The organism is Lysinibacillus sp. NPDC095746, assembly GCF_044763535.1.
Lineage (GTDB): Bacteria > Bacillota > Bacilli > Bacillales_A > Planococcaceae > Lysinibacillus.
On the sequence record NZ_JBIWGL010000018.1, the window covers coordinates 19941 to 39659 of the forward strand.

The 19719-nt window shown below is 36.3% G+C and carries 16 protein-coding genes and 1 other annotated feature; of the genes, 10 read left to right on the forward strand and 6 right to left on the reverse strand.

The features are described 5' to 3' along the window. Positions 1-633 precede the first annotated feature (633 nt). Positions 634-1458, forward strand: coding sequence for an aldo/keto reductase (locus ACIQ7N_RS14330; protein ID WP_402933126.1), 825 nt, complete (start codon positions 634-636; stop codon positions 1456-1458). A 325-nt stretch (positions 1459-1783) separates the two neighbouring features. Here ACIQ7N_RS14330 and ACIQ7N_RS14335 read toward each other — a convergent pair whose 3' ends face one another. After that, positions 1784-4138, reverse strand: coding sequence for a M13-type metalloendopeptidase (locus tag ACIQ7N_RS14335; protein ID WP_402933129.1), 2355 nt, complete (start codon positions 4136-4138; stop codon positions 1784-1786). 659 nt (positions 4139-4797) lie between these two features. On the opposite strand from ACIQ7N_RS14335, the gene ACIQ7N_RS14340 reads away from it, so the two are divergent. Together ACIQ7N_RS14340 and ACIQ7N_RS14345 are read left to right on the forward strand one after the other, a co-directional pair. Further along, positions 4798-6237: an MDR family MFS transporter gene (locus ACIQ7N_RS14340; protein ID WP_402933132.1), complete on the forward strand. Its 1440-nt coding sequence runs from the start codon at positions 4798-4800 to the stop codon at positions 6235-6237. Positions 6238-6485: 248 nt separating this feature from the next. Continuing rightward, positions 6486-6727, forward strand: a binding site (T-box leader). A gap of 256 nt (positions 6728-6983) precedes the next feature. Further along, a complete protein-coding gene (locus ACIQ7N_RS14345) occupies positions 6984-7298 on the forward strand; it encodes a hypothetical protein (RefSeq protein WP_402933135.1) in 315 nt (104 codons plus the stop codon). 92 nt (positions 7299-7390) lie between these two features. On the opposite strand, the gene ACIQ7N_RS14350 is transcribed toward ACIQ7N_RS14345, so the two are convergent. The 4 genes from ACIQ7N_RS14350 to ACIQ7N_RS14365 form a co-directional block, all read right to left on the reverse strand. Next, entirely contained in the window at positions 7391-8332 is a 942-nt protein-coding gene (locus tag ACIQ7N_RS14350) for an ABC transporter substrate-binding protein (protein ID WP_402933138.1), read from the reverse strand. 140 nt (positions 8333-8472) lie between these two features. After that, entirely contained in the window at positions 8473-9285 is an 813-nt protein-coding gene (locus tag ACIQ7N_RS14355) for an ABC transporter ATP-binding protein (RefSeq protein ID WP_248717460.1), read from the reverse strand. Positions 9286-9300: 15 nt separating this feature from the next. Further along, the gene (locus tag ACIQ7N_RS14360; RefSeq protein ID WP_402933142.1) at positions 9301-10317 is read right to left on the reverse strand and encodes a FecCD family ABC transporter permease; all 1017 of its coding nucleotides are present in this window, start codon (positions 10315-10317) and stop codon (positions 9301-9303) included. Beyond that, positions 10314-11369, reverse strand: a complete 1056-nt coding sequence (locus ACIQ7N_RS14365; RefSeq protein WP_248717458.1) for a FecCD family ABC transporter permease — start codon at positions 11367-11369, stop codon at positions 10314-10316. Before ACIQ7N_RS14365 ends, ACIQ7N_RS14360 begins: the two co-directional genes overlap by 4 nt. Positions 11370-12021: 652 nt before the next feature. On the opposite strand from ACIQ7N_RS14365, the gene ACIQ7N_RS14370 reads away from it, so the two are divergent. Next, a complete protein-coding gene (locus ACIQ7N_RS14370) occupies positions 12022-13794 on the forward strand; it encodes an oleate hydratase (protein WP_132361183.1) in 1773 nt (590 codons plus the stop codon). Positions 13795-13840: 46 nt separating this feature from the next. Here ACIQ7N_RS14370 and ACIQ7N_RS14375 read toward each other — a convergent pair whose 3' ends face one another. Beyond that, positions 13841-15505, reverse strand: coding sequence for a methyl-accepting chemotaxis protein (locus ACIQ7N_RS14375; protein ID WP_402933147.1), 1665 nt, complete (start codon positions 15503-15505; stop codon positions 13841-13843). 354 nt (positions 15506-15859) lie between these two features. Here ACIQ7N_RS14375 and ACIQ7N_RS14380 point away from each other — a divergent pair, with 354 nt between their 5' ends. The 6 genes from ACIQ7N_RS14380 to ACIQ7N_RS14405 all read left to right on the forward strand — a co-directional run bounded on the left by ACIQ7N_RS14380 (position 15860) and on the right by ACIQ7N_RS14405 (position 19719). Then, a complete protein-coding gene (locus ACIQ7N_RS14380) occupies positions 15860-16378 on the forward strand; it encodes an RNA polymerase sigma factor (protein WP_402933150.1) in 519 nt (172 codons plus the stop codon). Continuing rightward, positions 16375-17391 carry a DUF4179 domain-containing protein gene (locus ACIQ7N_RS14385; protein ID WP_402933153.1) on the forward strand — a complete coding sequence of 339 codons (1017 nt, stop codon included), beginning with the start codon at positions 16375-16377 and terminating at the stop codon, positions 17389-17391. The genes ACIQ7N_RS14380 and ACIQ7N_RS14385 overlap by 4 nt, the downstream gene beginning before the upstream one ends. Before the next feature lie 417 nt (positions 17392-17808). Then, complete coding sequence (locus ACIQ7N_RS14390; RefSeq protein ID WP_402933156.1) at positions 17809-18273, forward strand: helix-turn-helix domain-containing protein; 465 nt, start codon at positions 17809-17811, stop codon at positions 18271-18273. 78 nt (positions 18274-18351) lie between these two features. Next, on the forward strand, positions 18352-18552 hold the full coding sequence (locus tag ACIQ7N_RS14395; protein WP_402933159.1) for a helix-turn-helix domain-containing protein: 201 nt from the start codon (positions 18352-18354) through the stop codon (positions 18550-18552). Between the two features lie 157 nt (positions 18553-18709). Beyond that, positions 18710-19213, forward strand: coding sequence for a GNAT family N-acetyltransferase (locus ACIQ7N_RS14400; RefSeq protein WP_402933162.1), 504 nt, complete (start codon positions 18710-18712; stop codon positions 19211-19213). Positions 19214-19413: 200 nt separating this feature from the next. Next, positions 19414-19719 (forward strand): monooxygenase, encoded by a 306-nt coding sequence (locus ACIQ7N_RS14405; RefSeq protein ID WP_402933165.1) that lies wholly within the window; start codon positions 19414-19416, stop codon positions 19717-19719.

Consider the following 19719-nt stretch of genomic DNA (forward strand, 5'->3'; position numbering starts at 1 on the left):
TAGTCGTATAATGCAAGATATGATTTTTTTACATTAACGGTATGAGCTTTCAACCCGCAAAGAGGCTATTTTTATAAAAACAAACCGAAGTATTGAATCACACTAGAGTTGGAAGCAAAGAGCCCGGAATCACCAATGTCTCCCGGGCTTAGACTCGTGCTTCCTATAGTCCATACTGCATAAGTTTTTTACCCGAACCGAACATGAATCTAAATGTCGGATACTTAGGCTATTTACAGAATGAAAGTGATGCGCAGATGAGGTGTTTTTTTATGGATACTTGAAGTTTATCGTGTGGAAAATTTTACTTAAACTAACGGTGCAGGATAATTTAATAAGGATTAAATTTAGGAGGTGGTTAAATGAGTTTAATCAAGAACTGCCCCCTATCCGTCATTCAAATTCCTATCTAAAATCAACTTATTGATATTATTCATATGTCGAATTTTTTATCAAATTTTTGGGATTCAAAACTCCAATACACTGAAATAGGAGAGGGGAAATATGGCAGAGTTAGGCGAGTGTTCGACAGGTATTAAAAATGACTGGGTGGAACAGGGATGATAAATTAATGATACCTATTAATCTACTAATAAAGTACCAATTTATCAGCGATAGTCGGGAGGAGATCAGATGGCAACACATATCACAGATAGCTCGGTATTGAACAACGGAGTCGAAATGCCGTGGCTGGGTCTCGGAGTTTGGAAGGCAAGGGAAGGTAACGAAACACTGGCAGTTCGCTCTGCTATTGAAGCTGGTTACCGCAGTGTTGACACGGCAACCATCTACGGAAACGAAGAGGGCGTAGCCGAAGGAATCCGTCAATCGGGAATTGATCGTGATCAACTGTTCATCACGACCAAGTTGTGGAATGCAGATCAAGGCTATGAGACAACACTCAAGGCTTTTGACACCAGTATGAAAAAGCTGGGGCTCGATACACTGGACCTGTACCTCGTCCACTGGCCGGTAAAAGGCAAGTTTGTTGAAACGTGGAAGGCAATGGAGAAGCTATATCGCGAAGGATTTGTACGAGCGATCGGAGTAAGCAACTTTCAAATTCATCATCTGGAAGAATTGCGTCAGAACAGCGAGATTACACCAGTGGTTAATCAGGTGGAATATCACCCGTTGCTGACGCAAAAAGAGCTACATGCCTATTGCAAGGAGCGTCATATCCAGCTCGAAGCTTGGAGCCCATTGATGCAAGGCAATCTGGATCACCCGCTTTTGATAGAACTGGGACAGAAATATGGCAAGTCTCCAGCTCAAATCATTATTCGCTGGGATTTGGAAAACCAGGTAGTGACGATTCCAAAATCTATTACGCCTGAGCGTATTCGCCAAAATGCAGATGTATTTGACTTCTCGCTTAGTGCAGAGGATATAGAAAAAATCAGCGCATTGAATCAAAATAAACGATTTGGACCAGATCCGGACAATTTTTCTTTCTAAGAAAAGCAGATGAAGGGAGACTGCTGCAAAAGGCATGTTTTTTCCGCAAACCTCGGATTGACAAGAAAATAAATAAAAGCCCGTTTATAGCCATTTCACAGGCTAAAACGGGCTTTTTGGCGGTAGTCTAACGAACAGACTGCAATTGGTACAAACATCACTTATAATTAATACTATCCCTAGGGCTAAAAAAAGCAAAAAACCAAGAATGCTGTGAAATTAGCATTCTTGGACTTTTTATTTCGGTGTAAAAAGACTTTCTAGAAAGCCTCTGCTTCTATATACTGATGTAAGAGCTATCGGAAATAGCTTATTGCTCGTATTTTTACCAGATGGAAACTCGATCCTCAGGAGCAATATACATGCCATCTCCAAGCTTAATTCCATAGGTATCATAGAATTGCTGGAAGTTCACAATCGTGCGGTTTACCCGAATTTTATTGGCTGAATGTACATCGTTTTTGCTAAGAAACGCTGCAAATTCTTTTGTAGTTGTGGATTTCCATATTTCTGCATTGCTTTCGAAATAGGCTTTATAATCCGGATTACTCATTTTGGATACAACTTGCAGCGAAGCCGCCATTCCACCTAAATCAGCGACATTCTCACTTAGAGTAAGCTGACCATCATTCAACACACCCGGAATAATCTCAATGTCATTATAGAACTTAATCAGTTCCTGGTTTTTCTCTTCGAATTTCTTAAAGTCTTCTTCTGTCCACCAGTTATTTGCATTTCCATTTTCGTCGTAGGCAGATCCATTGTTATCAAATGCATGGCTGATTTCATGGCCAATGACCATGCCAATGGCACCGTAATTTTCTTCAGGTTTAGCGTTAATATCATAGAAAGGTGCTTGGAGAATACCGGCAGGGAACGTAATTTCGTTATTAAAAGGGTTGTAGAAAGCATTTACGGTATAAACGTTTGCTAACCATTCCGTTCTATCCACCGGTTTTCCTAGCTTGGCTTTCGTGTTATCAATGTATGCTTTGGTTACCGTGAAGGTATTAGAGAACAGTGAACCGCCTTCGTCATATGTCTTGATTGCTACTTTATCTAATGTCGTATCCCACTTATCTGGGTAACCGATCTTAACAATCATTGTATGCAGCTTTTTAATGGCTTTAGCTTTAGTTGTTTCTGACATCCAATCAAGAGATTGGATTCTTTCCTCATACGTAGCGATTAACTTCTCTACCATTTGTTCAACATCTTTTTTAGCTTCTGGTGAAAAATGTTTTTCGGCAAACATTTGCTCCAAATATCCGCTCATTGTGCCAGTTGTCATGGCAACTGCGATTTCCTGATCTGTTTTTTCTCCTGTAATGCCGTATAACGTTGCGGAAAACTCATTTGCAGCGTCTTTGAATTCATCTGACAATAGACGACCTGTTGCGGAAAGCAGTTGTACTTTGGAGTAAGCTTTAAGTGTGTCAAGATTATCTTCAGTCAAAAGTTCCGCGCCTTTTTGTGCCAACTTCACATCGAATACGATTACTTTATCAGCACTGTCGACTTTCATCGATTTCAAGACTTGTTTCATATCTACTGTTTTGAACATGTCATCGAATAGTTCGATTGTATACGGATTATAGTATTTATTGACGTCACCTTGTTCATGAGGTTCAAGCGATACGGAAGCTAAGCTTTTCTCCATTCCGTAAATTTTCTCAGCGTGGCCTTTCGCTGCAGACTCTTCCTCACCCGATGACACGAGAAGCTTGGTCATATATTGAATGTAGGCTTTTTTCGCTATCTCGTCTTCCGTTACAAAGCTGTTTTTATCCAGACCAGTAGCTAATCCGGTATAATATAAAGCATTTTCACTGCTGTTCTTTGCATCGTTCATGATTGTAAAGCTGAATAATGAGCTTAGACTCAATTCTTTTTCCATAGCAAGATCTGCTTGAACGAGCTCATCAAGTGTTTTAGCCCCGTTAATTGCCTTTACATATTTTTGGATGGGCTCAATCCCTTGTTTATTTCTATTTTTTTTATCCAACGCTGTCGAATAAAAGTCGGCAATTTTCTGTTCTTTTGTTCCTTTATCGAATTGTTTACCAACGAGCTCATTTATTATTTTTTCTATTTTATCGGTATTTTGCTTTTGTAGCTCAGCAAATCCGCCACCCATGATTTCTCCTGTTGGAATTGTCGATTTATTTAACCATTCCTTATTGATTGCTTCATAAAAATCGTCATTTAAATGGGAGCCTTTAAGCGTCCACACTCTGGCAATAATTTTTTTGAACTCATTGATCGTAATATTGTCATTTGCGCCTAATGTGCCGTCAGGTTTGCCTGTCAGTACGCCTGCCTTTGCAAGTTTATCGATATCTTTTTTAGCCCAATCTGGTACATCAGTGAACTTGACACCAAATGTTCCGCTGCGCAGATCATTTCCGACCGGCTCTGGCAATTCGCCGAATGCCCGGCTCAACATGACTAAAGCTTCAACCTTCTTAGCTGGCTCATTTTCTCTTAAATCATCGTTTTTAGAGCCTTGCATAATGTATTCTTTACTAATTTCTGGTTGATAAGCGTCTGCTGCTATCAACAAGGTTTTAACGATTTCTCCTCTTGTCGCTGGTGGCGACGTTTCATCGGCAAAAGCTGATACGCTAATTGATAGGACCATTATTATGGCCATGAGTAAGGATAAAACCTTCTTTTTCATCTTCGTGCCCCTTTACAGTAGATTTGTATAAAAAAAGATAAATGGGTGGAATTTAGAATTTCTTCCATTTAAATACCATTATAATTGATTTATTTCAGTTTGAAAATATGTAAAAAGCTTTTTCATTTTCAAGAGAGCATAATCTAGTCTAGCGCTTTTAAGCTAGAGCGGAGGTGCCACGTGGAAAGTCACTTTTTAGTTAAAAAAAACTCCTTATGATAGTATCACCTTTGCTAAAGTTAATATGAGGAAATGTGGCGAGTATTTAAGGATTGGAAGGGAAGCACGAAGTCGATTCCGGGCGCAATTGGAGGCATAATTGATGTCAAAGCAATAGGTGTGCTCGTTTATTATAAGAATGATAGTTTGTCATAACGTTTTATAAAAATCACCTCTTTCGTTATTTTTGAAGGTGATTTTTAATGTATATATGTTAAAATTGATGTTTATCCTGTGAAAAATTGTACTTGAACTAACGGCTGGTTAGTGCAATAAAGGAACTTTAGTGAGTATCTATATTGTTTATAGATAATCCAAAAATATACTTAGTTATATATTGAATAAACTTCTTTCGCCCAGAAAACAATTGTAGGCCCAAAGCCGATTCCGGACGCAATGATGAATCGAGGCGTAATCTGTTTAGAAGTAAAGGGGAAAATATGAGAAAAAAAGTTATTTTATCATTAATGTTAATGACATTTCTTTCAGCTGTAGAAGGAACAATTATTAGTACAGCAATTCCCCGTATTACAAGTGATTTGTCAGGTGTCGAACTTGTTAGTTGGGTATATGCAATTTATATGCTTGCCACAGCTGTTTCGACGCCAATATACGGGAAGCTGGCTGATTTATTCGGTCGTAAAAAAGTTTTACTTATCGGGGCTACAATATTCTTAGTCGGCTCTGCACTTTGCGGTGTTGTTACATCGATGGAGCAGCTTATTGTCTTTCGTGCTCTTCAAGGTATAGGTGCTGGCGCTATTATGCCAATAACAATGACAATCATGGGTGACTTGTATAGCGAAGTGAAAGATCGTGCAAAAGCACAGGGCTGGATTAGTGCTGTGTGGGGCGTCTCTGGTGTAATAGGACCATTAGTTGGTGGATTTTTAGTCGATTCTCTTTCTTGGCGCTACATCTTCTTCTTAAACGTTCCATTTGGAATTATCGCTTGCTTAATGATTGTTATTTATTATAAAGAATCTATTAGGCCTGCTAAGCACCATATCGACTATCTTGGTGCAACAGTATTTTCATTAAGTACAATCGCGCTATTATACGCGTTATTAACAGGTAGCAGTAAGCAAAATTGGGGGGACATTACAATTATTGGTCTCTTAATCTTTGCAGCTGTTGCATTCGTTATTTTCTTATTTATTGAGAGAAAATCTCCGGAACCATTAATTCCGCTAGCACTTTTCTCTAATCGTACATTATCTATTATAAACATTTTAACGCTTATTTCTGGTGCAATGATTATTAGTATTACAATGTATCTTCCGATTTGGAGCCAAGGTGTATTAGGAAAAAATGCGACAGAGGCCGGACTCGTTTTAATGCCACTTCCCGTTATGTGGACATTTGGCACTATTTTTTCTGGTAAATTAATTGATTACTTAAAAACGAAACAAATCATTTTACTTGGAGCTAGCATTCTTTCAGTTGCTGCCTTTTCACTATTTACATTGTCAACAGACTCTCCAACATTCCTTATTTATGTTGCAGTTGGATTATTCGGCTTAGGAATGGGGCTTATTATACCAATTTACATGGTAACAATTCAATCAGCTGTTCCAACTCATACACGGGGAACGGCAATTGGCTTAAATACATTTATCAATACGTTTAGTCAAACATTAGGTGCTGCAGTTTTCGGGGCAATTTTCAACACGATGATTCACGCACAAGGTATTAAAAACCTTAATCTTGTATCTTCCGGTGGACATGGAGGAACTACAGCAACCATAGTCACCGAATCACAAGAGGCATTAGCTTCAAGTGTACATTTCATATATATGAGTACTTTTATATTAGCACTAGTAACTTTAGCAATTGTTTGGTTCTTATTAAAGCCATCCACACAAACTAGTGAGCAATAAAAAATAGGTGCACTTTTGTTAAAACTTCTACTATGTAAATAGTTGATTGGAGTAGAGACTGGGCGGCTTATCGGACGCTTTGCTCTGTGCGAAAGCGAAGCGACATCTCAAAGCGCCCAGTCGGAACGGAAATCAACCCCATCGTTAAAAGCTTAAAAATAATTTATTGACAATTCAAATAAAGAGACTATAATAATTATCAAGATTTGCATAACGAAAAATTGTTGTTAACAATTTGGAGTATAAGAGTAAAAGTGTTGAAGAGAACTAGTAGTTTTAATGGAACTCACAGAAAGTAGCCGGTTGATGAGAGGCGCGAGGAAAGTTAAAATGAATTCATCTTGGAGCTGCGTACCGAACTTTAGTAGGCTACGACGGGTTTGCATCCGTAATCAATGCAAAGGTATCGCATTTAGCCGTACCTATTGAGAAGAGTTATGTGAGTAGCTCTTAAATTAAGGTGGTAACACGTTCATAACACGTCCTTTAGGTTTTTTCCTAAAGGACGTTTTTTTATCTTCATTCAGCAGAAGCGGGTAGTAAGATGAATGCGATGTGATTCCTTTTATCGAGGAACTCAGTCTAAGAACGTTACGTTCTATGGCATGTAGCGAAAGCGAAGCGTCAGCTACAAATGTTTTCTGTAGCGAAAGCAAAGCGTCAGCTACAATTACGCCAAGGCGAAATTGATTTTTTACTCTTATAGAACTTGCAATATTAATTCAATATTAAAGGAGTTGTATTGTATGTTTTTAACACTGGAAGAACAAGTAGAGACGATTCAAAAGGGTGTAGGTAAGATCGTTAATGAAGGAGAGGTTTTACCTGATAACATCCCCACATTGTTAATTGAAATAGGGAAGGAGTCTGTACTAGATATTATTCCATCATTAATTGCTGAAGAATATATTCAAAGTAAAAGTGAGTTTTTGCGATTAATGAAACAAAATAGTGTTTCTTTGAATGGAGAAAAACTTACAGAGGATGACACTGACATCATACTAATGAATGATGAGATTTTACAATTTGGGGAGAAACGATCTATACGATTTATAAAATAAGGAACTAAGTTGAATTATTCGCCAATCGATAATTAAACAACTATATAAAAAAAATCACCTCCGAGATATTTCGAAGGTGATTCTCGTGTTTATTATTTCCCTAGAACAAATTCAGCAATTTCATCTAAAATCATTTCTTTACCAAGAGGGAAGTAACCTTTATTGACCGCATCGTTTTTAATAATAAATACGTGGTTGTCTTTAACAGCATTCATGTTTTTCCAAATTGTCTCTTCTTGGAACTCTTTTAAGCGCTGAGAACCGTCGCCTGTTGTAAATACGAATAGGTAATCCGGATTGTAGTCAATTAAAGCTTCTTTTTGTACTTGTACTAATGCTTTATCCAATGGTGTACCTGAAACTGCTGGTAATTTTAAATCTTTAAAGAGTACGCTACCGTAGCCATAGTCACCATATATACGGAATGCATTTGGATATGCAGCCATTTTCATGAATTTCGCATCACCAGTTTTAGCAACGATTTTATCGTGTAACTTGCTAGCTTTTTCGTCATACTGTTTGAACCATTCGTCTGTTTCTTTTTCTTTATCGAAGATTTTACCTAACTCCTCGAACTTTGGACGCCATTGATCTAAAGGAGTTTTTAACATAACAGTCGGTGCAATTTTAGATAATTGATCATAGATTTTTTCTTGACGATCATTTATAAGAATTAAATCTGGTTTCGCAGCAGCTACCGCTTCGATGTTAATGTTGTCACCCCAAGCAGAGCCAACTGGTTTTACATCTTTTAATTGATCTGCAATATGTGGATCAATTTCTTCCTGAGACGTATTTGCAGTAATGATTGGTTTCATTCCAAAGATTAATAATTCTTCTGTTGAACCACTAAGGTCAGCAATTTTCTTTGGATTAGCAGGGATTTTAATGTTCCCCTTAGCATGCTCTACTGTACGCTCTTCTGTTTTAGCATCTATTTTCTCTTCTTCTTTTTTATCAGAAGAGCAAGCTGCAAATAGTATAGATGTAACAACTAATACCATTGTTAGTAACGTTAGTTTAAATTTCTTCATATTTTTGTTCCTCCCGGATAAATTGTTTGCGACCCATTTCATTCTAATGGGTGTTCAACTTCTTAGACTAAAATAAGAAGCTCAACGCCCATTAGAATGCTCCTTCTCCTCTATTTAAGAAAGGAAGAATGCTCCTTCCTTTATGCTTTTATTTGCTCTAGATTATTAATCGTTGTTAAATCGTAAGTTAAACAAATTGGCTTCCTGTTTACAGGGCATGAAACGATTAGTGCTTCAATTTCAAATACATTTCGAAGTGTCTTACTTGTCATCACTTCATCTGGAGTTCCCTGGTGAATCAGTTTACCAGCCTTTAAAGCAATCATATGATCAGAAAAACGAGAAGCATGGTTTAAATCATGAATGACCATAACGATTGTGCGGCCTTCTTCCTGATTTAATTTTTTTAAAAGCTTTAAAATTTCTAACTGGTGAGCCATATCTAAGTAAGTTGTCGGCTCATCTAATACTAGTAAGTCTGTTCCTTGCGCAAGTGCCATTGCAATCCATACTCGTTGACGTTGGCCACCTGATAAAGCTTCTGCTGAACGGTTTGCAAACTCTGTCATCCCTGTCACTTCAAGTGCCCAATGGATGTAGCGATAATCTTCTTCTTGCAATGTCCCAAATCCATTTTGGTGTGGAAAGCGACCATATGAAACAAGCTCAAACACAGTAAGACCCATTGGAACTTCTGCTGTCTGGGGTAAAATCGCCATTTTCTTTGCAATTTCTTTTGTTGACTGTTTGTCAATTGCTTTTCCATCAAGATAAACAGTCCCTTGTTTTGACTTTAAAATACGAGAAGCTGTTTTTAACAATGTAGATTTCCCACATCCGTTAGGTCCAATAATCGTTGTTATCTTTCCTTCGGGAATCGCCACTGATAATCCATCTATTATTAATCCTTCATTGTAGCCAACGGATATCGAATCAACTGCTAAAGTTACCATCAAAAAAGACTCCTTTTACTTTGTCTTCATAAGTAAATAAATAAAATAGGGTGCACCAATAATAGAAATAACAAGACCGACTGGTATTTCTGAAGTTGTTAGTACACTTCTTGAAATTAAATCTGCAAATAGTAATAAAAAAGTACCAATTAATGCTGCTGTAGGTAACATAATTTGATGTTTTCCTCCAACAAGGCGTCTTGCGAGGTGAGGTGCCATTAATCCAATAAATCCAATGCCACCAGCAACAGCTACCGATGCGCCAGCCAAACAAACGGCGATAAATAATAGTTTACGTCTTTCCTTCTCTACATTTACACCAAGGCCAACCGCTGCTGCATCTCCTAAGTTCATTACATTCAATATATGTGCCTTGCAAAATGCAATTGGTAGAAATATGAGCATCCATGGAAGTGCACTTAATACAAACTTCCAATCTGTTCCCCATAAACTTCCTGCTAACCAAATGGTTGCAAAACGAAAATCATTTGAAGTCATTTTCATGGAGAAGATTAAACTAACAGCACTAAATCCTGCTGCGACTGCAATACCTACAAGAATTAAACGAGTGGATGAAACACCGTTCTTCCAAGCAAGTGTATAAATAATAACCGCTGCTAATAAAGCACCAACTAACGCAAATAACGGAAGAATGAATACTGATAGTAACGTACCGGTTTCAACTTTCCCGAAGAAAAAATAGACGAAAACAACAACTGTTAATCCAGCACCAGCATTTATACCAATAATTCCAGGGTCAGCAAGTGGATTTCTAGATAAGCCTTGCATGATAGCCCCTGAAATCGCTAGCGCTGAGCCAACTAAAATCGCGATAATCATTCGAGGCATACGAAACTCGAATAAAATGATAGATTGATCTTCGGCCCCTAACCCAATTAACGATTTTAATACATCTATTGGTGGTATTTTAAACGTTCCTGTATTTAAGCTAATTAAGAATACCGACACAATTAGGCAAGCTAAAATGGCTAAAACTGAAATATTCTTTTTGGTTAAGATACTTTGTCTCATATTTTCCCTCTCCCTTCATTACGAGCTAAGTAAAGGAAGAATGGAACACCAATTAAAGCTGTAATTGCACCAATTGGCGTTTCAAATGGCGGATTGATAACACGAGATAACATATCTGCACATTCTATTAACAAACCACCTAATACTGCTGAACATGGAATGACCCATCTATAATCAGATCCAACAAGAAAACGCGTCATATGTGGGATAACAAGTCCAACAAATCCAACAGAACCTGCCATAGATACTGCTGATCCCGTTAAAACAAGCACAAGTACAGTTCCAATAAATTTAATTAAGGTTGTATTTTGTCCAAGTCCAATCGCAATTTCTTCGCCGAAACTTAAAATGGTGATGTATCTCGACATTATAATTGCTATAACAAGACAAACAAGCCCTATCGGTAGCAACATATCAATACTTACCCATTTGACACCTGAAACGCCTCCTGCATTCCACATGCTGACCTCTTGGGCAAGATTAAAATAAAGTGCAATACTAGAAGATATGGCCCCAAGTAGCGCACTGATCGCTGCACCAGCTAACGCTAACTTTACAGGTGTGAGCCCTCCTGGTGAGGATGCACCTACACCATATACAATACTTGCGCCAAATGCGGCACCAATGAATGAAGCAAGAACAAACATTATGTATGGGGAATTAGGGAAAAATGCATACGTAATTGCAATGCCAAATACCGCACCATCTGTAATACCCATTAAAGAAGGTGAGGCAAGAGGGTTTCGTGTCATACCTTGCATAATTGCTCCGGATACTGCTAGAAACGTACCAGCGACTACGCCTCCAATTGCTCTTGGAATACGAAGCTCCCAAATGACATTATGATGTGTAAGCGAATCATCGTATTGAAAAACAGCTTGCCAAACAGTTTTTAAGCTAATATCTGCAGCCCCAAATGAAATGGACATGCCCATACTTAAAGCTAATAAAATCGTACCTACTATTAAAATAATAGAAGCAATAAGCGGTCTGCTCTTAATCTTTTTCAAATTCGTCTCTTGTTGTTCTATGCTCCTCGCGCTTGCTTCCATCCGTTACCATCCTAACTAACAACATATATTCGTGAAATGAGATTCATTCTCAATTATCGATAAAAAAATAATGGTTGTTCTTAATTGATAATGATTCTCATAATCACTTGTCCTATTCTACATAGCACCCTAAAAGATTGTCAAACATTATTTTTGAAAATATATTATTTTTGTTTATTTTTTCATATTTGAATTTGCTATAAGGGCTTCCATTAAGCGAATCTCAGGGGGGGCGTGTAGATAGTTAAATTATTTAAATAATAATAAATTCGAATAGAAAAAGTGACCGTTGAATTATCAACTTTTTATTTTCTTACTATAATAATTATGCGAAGCTGCCTTTAAAGGTTTGTATACTTTTTTAGCTTTATAGTTAATCAGATAGAAGGAAATCATACAATAAACCTAGTGTTTTATAGGTTATTGCTATTAGAGTAATCAAATTTTCAAGTATTGCAAAATCCCTTTGATATAAAGATATTGATGAATAATTTATAAAAATGCAATGAATTGTTATGTCAAATAATAGGGTATAGTATATTTAGAGTTTAGCTTTAAAATTGAATTATTTGTTAATTTCTCTCTCATTTTACCATTACCGTGCAAAATAATGGTATGCTATATCACGATAATAGTTTATGGAGGCGGTATTATGTATTACAGTAATGGTAATTATGAGGCTTTTGCACGTCCTAAAAAACCAGAGGGTGTTGATGAGAAATCAGCGTATCTTGTTGGTTCGGGGCTAGCTTCACTTTCAGCCGCATGTTTTTTAATTCGTGATGGTCAAATGAAGGGAGAGAATATTCATATTCTCGAAGAATTAGATATCTCAGGTGGTAGCCTTGATGGTATTTTAAATCCGACAAGAGGCTTTATTATTCGCGGTGGTCGAGAAATGGAAGATCATTTTGAATGCCTATGGGATCTATTCCGTTCAATCCCATCATTAGAAATAGAAAACGCTTCTGTTTTAGATGAATTTTATTGGTTAAATAAAGAGGATCCTAACTATTCAAAATGTAGATTGATTGAAAATCGAGGACAAAGACTTGAGGATGATGGCAAGTTTACATTATCTGATAAAGCATCTGAAGAAATGATTAAATTATTCTTTACGCCTGAAGAAAAATTAGAGGATGTAAAAATTACAGATGTTTTCTCTGAAGAGTTCTTTGAATCGAATTTCTGGCTATACTGGTCTACGATGTTTGCTTTTGAAAAATGGCATTCTGCAATGGAAATGCGTCGTTATATTATGCGTTTCATTCATCATGTCGGGGGTCTACCAGATTTATCTGCTTTGAAATTTACTAAATATAATCAGTACGAATCTTTAGTACTTCCTATGATTAAATATTTGGAAGGTCATAATGTTGATTTCCAATTCAATACAGTTGTAGAGAATGTTTTAGTTGATAAAGTTGGCGATAAAAAAGTAGCCCATACTTTAGTGTTAAAACAAAATGGTGTGAAAAAGAATATTGAGCTAACAGAAAATGAATTAGTGTTTGTAACAAATGGTAGTATCACGGAAAGTACGACTTATGGTGACAATAATACACCAGCCCCTATCAGTACTGATTTAGGGGGAAGTTGGTCACTTTGGAAAAACATTGCTTCCCAAGATTCTGATTTTGGTAAACCGGAAAAATTCTGCGAAAACCTTCCAGAAGAAAGCTGGTTTGTTTCAGCAACACTAACTACTTTGGATGATCGAGTTGCTCCGTATATTGAAAAAATTAGTAAAAGAGATCCGTATGCAGGTAAAGTAGTGACGGGCGGTATTGTAACGGCTACTGACTCTAATTGGATGCTAAGCTATACGTTGAACCGACAACCGCATTTTAAAGATCAACCAAAAGACCAATTAGTAGTTTGGATTTATGGTTTGCTATCTAATAAACCAGGTGATTTTATTAAAAAGAGTATCACGGAATGTTCAGGAATTGAGATCGCACAAGAGTGGTTATACCATATGGGTGTGCCTGTAGACGAAATACCGGATATAGCACAAAATTCTTGTAATACAATTCCATGTTACATGCCTTATATAACATCTTACTTCATGCCTAGAGCAATGGGAGATCGTCCATTAGTTGTCCCTAATGGATCTGCTAACTTAGCCTTCATTGGAAACTTTAGTGAAACAGAAAGAGACACTGTTTTTACAACTGAGTATTCAGTGAGAACGGCGATGGAAGCAGTTTATCAATTATTAGATATTGATCGAGGCGTTCCAGAAGTATTTGCATCGACTTTTGACATTCGTACTTTATTATCTTCAACTGCTCGTTTACTTGATGGTAAAAAATTAACAGATGTTGATGCTCCATTTATGTTAAAACAAATAGGTAAGTTTGGTATTCATAAAACGAAAGACACAATCATCTATGATTTACTGAAAGAAAGTAAATTGATATAAAGATATGTGCTAAAAAAGCTGATTCAATGGAATCAGCTTTTTTATATTAAATAGTGAATTTTTTCATTTCGTCTCTTAAAGCATCAGCAATGGCATTTAGGTCTTTAGCTTTTTCAGAGACAGTCTCAATGCTTTTAAGTTGTTCATTTGCGGAAGCGGAAACTTGTTCTGTTCCAGCAGAGGTTTCTACTGCAGAAGCAGATATGTTTTGTACGGCACTAATGATTTGCTCCTTGCGTTCATCCATCTCATGAGATAAATGTTTCACCTCTTGTGCCACTTCACTCGTTTGATCTAGAGCTACCTTTATTGTATGGAAAATTTCGCTAGTATCCTTTGTAGCTTTTGCATTTTGTTCGACAATACTAAGGCTTGTACTAATTTCCTGCACAGCACTTTTAGAAATATCCTGAATGGCAGAGATTTTATTTTTAATATCCTCAGTAGCGTTAGATGTCTGTTCCGATAATTTTCGAATTTCATCAGCAACAACCGCGAAACCTTTACCGGCTTCACCGACACGAGCTGATTCAATGGATGCATTCAGAGCTAATAAATTAGTTTGAGTTGCGATATCTGTAATTGTATTAACGATACTTGATATATCAGATGAAGTTTTATCTACTTCTTGAACGATATTACTTACCTGTTGTGAAGATTCACGATTTTTTTCTGACCAAACAGAGAGTTGGTTGACAGTTCCTACACCTTGATTACTTAAATGACCTATATCTTCTGTCATAGAAGCGATCTTCTCTGTATGCTCAATAACACGATCAATATTTCCAGATAGTTGATTTAATTGTTCTGCACTTTTTTCTGTATCATGAGCCTGCTCTTCTGTAGCTTTTGCCATTTCATTAATGGCTGAGCTAATTTCGTCAGTCGTACGTACCGTATCTTCTGCGATTTGAATGAGAATGTTAGAGGAATCTGATAACTCGGAACTAGTGTTATGTATGTTGACGGTAACATTCTTTAATGCAGAGCGCATGCTAGAGATGCCTTTTGCCATAAGGCCAATTTCATCTTGATGACTTAATAGCTTATCTAACTCAGGATTTTCAGTAAAGTCTAAGCTTGCAGTTTGATGAATAACCTTTTCGAGATTCTTAATAGCAGCAACAATGCGACCAATAATCCACCACATTAAAGCACCTATAATGATAAAACTCGCGATGCCTGTAACAATCTGATAGCCTAGTACAGAGTTTGTAATAGATTGAATGCCGCTTTCAGGCACCCCAATGTCAATTACGCCATAAAGTTCACCATCTTTATAGATAGGCTCCATGATGTCGTATGTCCAAATATCTTGAACTTCAGCATACCATCTCTTAAATTGCTTTTTTCCGTGTTTAGCACCATCGATTGTGTATGCATCCTCATATGTTTTTCCTAATTTCCCTTTATCACTATGCGCCACAGCTTTTACATTGTTATCAATGACAATGGCATAAGTCACATTCTCTTGTTGTGCTTTTGACTCCACAAAATCTTGTAAAGATGGGATGGGATCGTTCTCAGAATTTAATATAGTTTCAGCTTGCTTGGCAATTTCAAAGACCTGTTCATTAGCTTTTTCAATTAAAACTTCTTTACTATTTTTGCCAACAATCCATACACCTAATACGGAATTAACTACGGATGACAATAACAGCAAACTTAATGTAAAAAACAATAATCGTCGCTTAATACTTTTGTTTTTCAAATAGTTTCCTCCTTTGAGTTTTGTCGGAACTTTATACCTAAAAAAACTCAAATTTTAAGTATAGTATTATGTAATGAAGCAGGAATGTCAATAATATATTACGAGACTTGTTACTTAGTTTGTGACAAAACAGGGGCTAATAGTCCTTCAATTTTTCGACAACTTTATAAAAGCTTGAACAGATCGGAAATACCTATTTCCGGAGAGTAAACAGTGTTAATTGTTTTAATTTAATAGCAGGCGGCAACCGACCTTTATTTCGTCGGTTTTTTAGTGTAATAAATAATAAATCGATGCAACTAACTATCAATCATAATGCTCTAACGGTATGTAAAGAGAAAAAGAGGTGATTATATGCAATCCGAGATTCTTGTAAAAAAAGCAAAGAAGGGAGATGGAGAAGCGTTTATACAATTAATCCATCAATACGAAATGACGCTTTATCGGACAGCAAAACGACTTGGTTTGAAAGATGAGGACATTGCAGATCTTTTACAGGACACAATACTGACTGCGTTTGAAAAAATAGATTCTCTAAAAGAAGCAAAATATTTTCATACATGGCTTTGTCGTATTCTTTTAAATAACTGCTATCGCTTTATGAAGCAGGGTCAGCGTACTGTACCACTAAATGTGACGACATTGCATGAACTACGACACCAAGATCAAATTTCACTTGAACTTGATGAGGCATTAGAAAGTCTAGATGAAAGCTATCGCATTGCTTTAACGCTTTATTATGTGAATGGACTCACGACAAAGGAAATTAGCGAATTTCTTCAAGAATCAGAAGGGACGATTAAGTCGAGGATTTCTAGAGCAAAGCAATATTTGAAAAATAATTATTATGTTGAGGGGGTTCAATTACTATGAAAAAATCATTAGACGACCGTTTACATGAGGAAATGAATAGAGAACAAGAAATACCGGATATTGTGCAAAAAGCTTTTGATCGTTCATATACAGAGATTCGCTCTCAATCCAAGAAAAAGACAAAAAAACGTTGGTTGAAGCCTATTTCAGCTGCGGCTGCATGTGCAGTGCTCGCTTCGGGTATGATTTTGTCTAATGATACAGCAATGGCCAAACTAAAAGCGTTTCTAGGGTTCGAGGACGCTGGGATTGAACTTGCTAGTCAAAACGGGGAGGTACAATATGTTGGTATATCGCAAAGTTCACAAGATGTTACGGTTACACTTAAAAATACATTTGCTGATGCCTATCGAGTAGGGTTGGGAATGGAAATTTTACCGAAAAATATTGATATAAAAGATATTTACGACGTATTCATCGAATATCGTATGTATGATTCGGCCGGGAAAGAAATTGACTCCCTCGTGTCAGACACAAAGCCTCTCGCGCCAACAGTCATTGCTGCGAGCCCATATATGAATATGCTAAAAGAGAACGATCAATCTATAATAGTAGAACTTTTATTAGAATCCAAAAAGATGGCATGGCCTTCCTTAGATAAAGTTCAATTAGTAATTGAAACAATTCATTTCTATACAGAGAAGAAAGGGATTGTCTCTATTGATGGAGAATGGCCATTTACATTGACACCAATGAAGGTTGTAACACAATCATTTGTGGCGGAAAAAGCTGTTGAGGGCATTCAATTACAATCAGCAACCCTTACGAATGGCTCTATGCATGTATCTTTAATGGTTGACACAGATCTTTCCGAGGATGAAAATCAATTTTTTGAATGGGCATTAACAAATGAAAAAGGAGAATCCTTTTATGCAAGAGGCGTTACTACAGAATTGAAAGACGGGAAAACCGTTGTTAATTTAGTATACCCATATAGTATTTGGAATAAGGAAAAACAACTAAGCTTACATATAAAGGGCTATGAAAAATTAAAATTAATAAGTAAAGAATAAGCGTATAGGAACCTATAAAATAGCTTCATACCTAATAGAAAAATTACATTTAGGAGGGCAATATGAGCTATAAAAAAGCAAAGCATAATCTACCGACTGAGCTGCTAATACGTTTGATGGTGAGTTTATTTATATACCGCGAAGATAAGATCAGAATAAAAAGCACTCGGGATCCGGTACTACATGTAAAGATGTGTTGATCTATAGCTTGTTGCATACGGAGTTTTCGAAAAAGAATATATAAGCTTTAGGTAATTTCAGATGGATTTCCGATAAAAGTGCGACAAAAACCTATTTTATGAGTTTTGTCGCACTTTTATATAGTGGTCTATTTTTCTCTATTTTCTAAAATTCCTGTAAATAGAATTCCTAATATGTGATAATAACTGTAAATTAAGGTAATGGGGGAGGAATAAAATGGAGAAAAATATTTTAAGTTTAAAACTAAAAAGATTCCGAGAAGAAAAAGGAATCACCCAACAAGAACTAGCTGAGATTTTGGATGTAAGTGATAAGTCTATATCCAAATGGGAACTTGGGAATGGTTACCCAAGTAAGAGAAATATGCTGAAAATATCGGAGATTCTTGATATCAGCGTGGAAACATTGCTATTAGAGGAAAAGAACGATGATAAAGAAAAAATAAAGTTAAGTATTAATTATAGCTTAATTAGTTATATCATTATTTTTGCTGTAACCTTAATAATAAAAGGTCTGACAGATGCAGAACAGTATCAAAACATTTTATCTAAAGATATTGTTGAGATTTTAAAACTACTTGCAAGTGCATTTGTCCAAAATATGGGAATTGCTTTACCACCCGCAATTATTATTGGTTTCGTTTTTTATTTTTATATTTTTCCTAAACAATCAAGAGAGTAGATATCGGTCTACTTTCTTTTTTATAAAGAGGCTATATAACTGATAATATAGAGTTATGACGCATGAGAAGGTGAGAAAATGCTCGGGAAATTTTTGAGAAGTAAAAAGAAAAATAAGGAATGGCGAGGGGGAAATTCAAATGGACGGCCAAAAGTGGCCATAAACGAATTGGAGTTGCTGCAGTTAAAGGATGCTGGAAAAAGTAATCGGGAAATTGCACGAATATTTCGCGTTTCTGAAGCTACTATTCGGAGACGATTAAAAGATTTAGATGGTTGATTCTTCTTTTTATTTGAATTGTTATACATTTCTTCATTTCAAGATTCCAATAGATTAAAAACAAACTCTTAGGTATGATATCGTAAAGAGTTTGTTTTTTTGCTTTTTTCTTACAAATTTGGATTTGAAGCATAAAGGACGAGGGGGATGAATTAGCTTGGAAATTTCAATTATTTGCTTACAAGAACGCGATGCAGAAGAATTGTTTGAGTTTGAAAAGAATAATAGACTATTTTTTGAACAAATGGTACCTGGTCGTGGAGAAGACTATTATAATTTTGAGACATTTAAAATAAGACATAGGGAGCTTTTAACAGAACAACAAGAAAATAAATCGAAATTTTACTTAATAAGAGATAACTCAGGCAGTATTGTTGGAAGAATTAATTTAGTAGATATGGATACAGCGAATGAGATAGCAGAAGTCGGTTATAGAGTGGGACAAGAATATGGGGGCAAAGGAATAGCGGCTAGAGCCTTAAAACTACTATTAGAAACAGAAATCCGTGTCAAAAAGATTAAAGCAAAAACAACAACAAATAATATTGCATCTCAAAGGGTTCTTGAAAAGAATGGTTTTAAACAACTGTCTATAAGTGATAATAAGTTCGAAATGAATGGCAAAAAGCTGCAATTTATCGATTATATGTTGGAACGCTAAATCCTTCAGAGGGGTAGTTAAAAAGATAGTGTTTAAACGAATCATGATACTTTTTTCAATTCGATACTTTTGTTGATTATTACGAGGCGAAGCGGCAGCTAAAAAGCGCCCTCGGAACGGAAATCAACACCACACATCATGATGAAGAACCTTAAAAATTACTAATTGTTATAGAAAAAATAAAAGTGGGGGTTTTATACATGAAATATTTATTACAAGTTGATTTTACAATGGACGGGCCATTCGGTGAAGAAATGTCCGAGGCATTTACTAATTTAGCAAAAAGTATTAATGAAGAGTCGGGTATGATTTGGAAGGTTTGGACTGAGAATGCTGCGACTAAAGAAGCTGGTGGGATATATTTATTTGAAACCAAAACAGCAGCAGAGAAATATTTAACTATGCATTCAGAACGATTAATAAGTTTTGGCATTACCGATATTCGCGGGAAGATCTTCGAGGTGAATGAAGTATTATCAACAATTAATAATGCGCCAATTAAATAG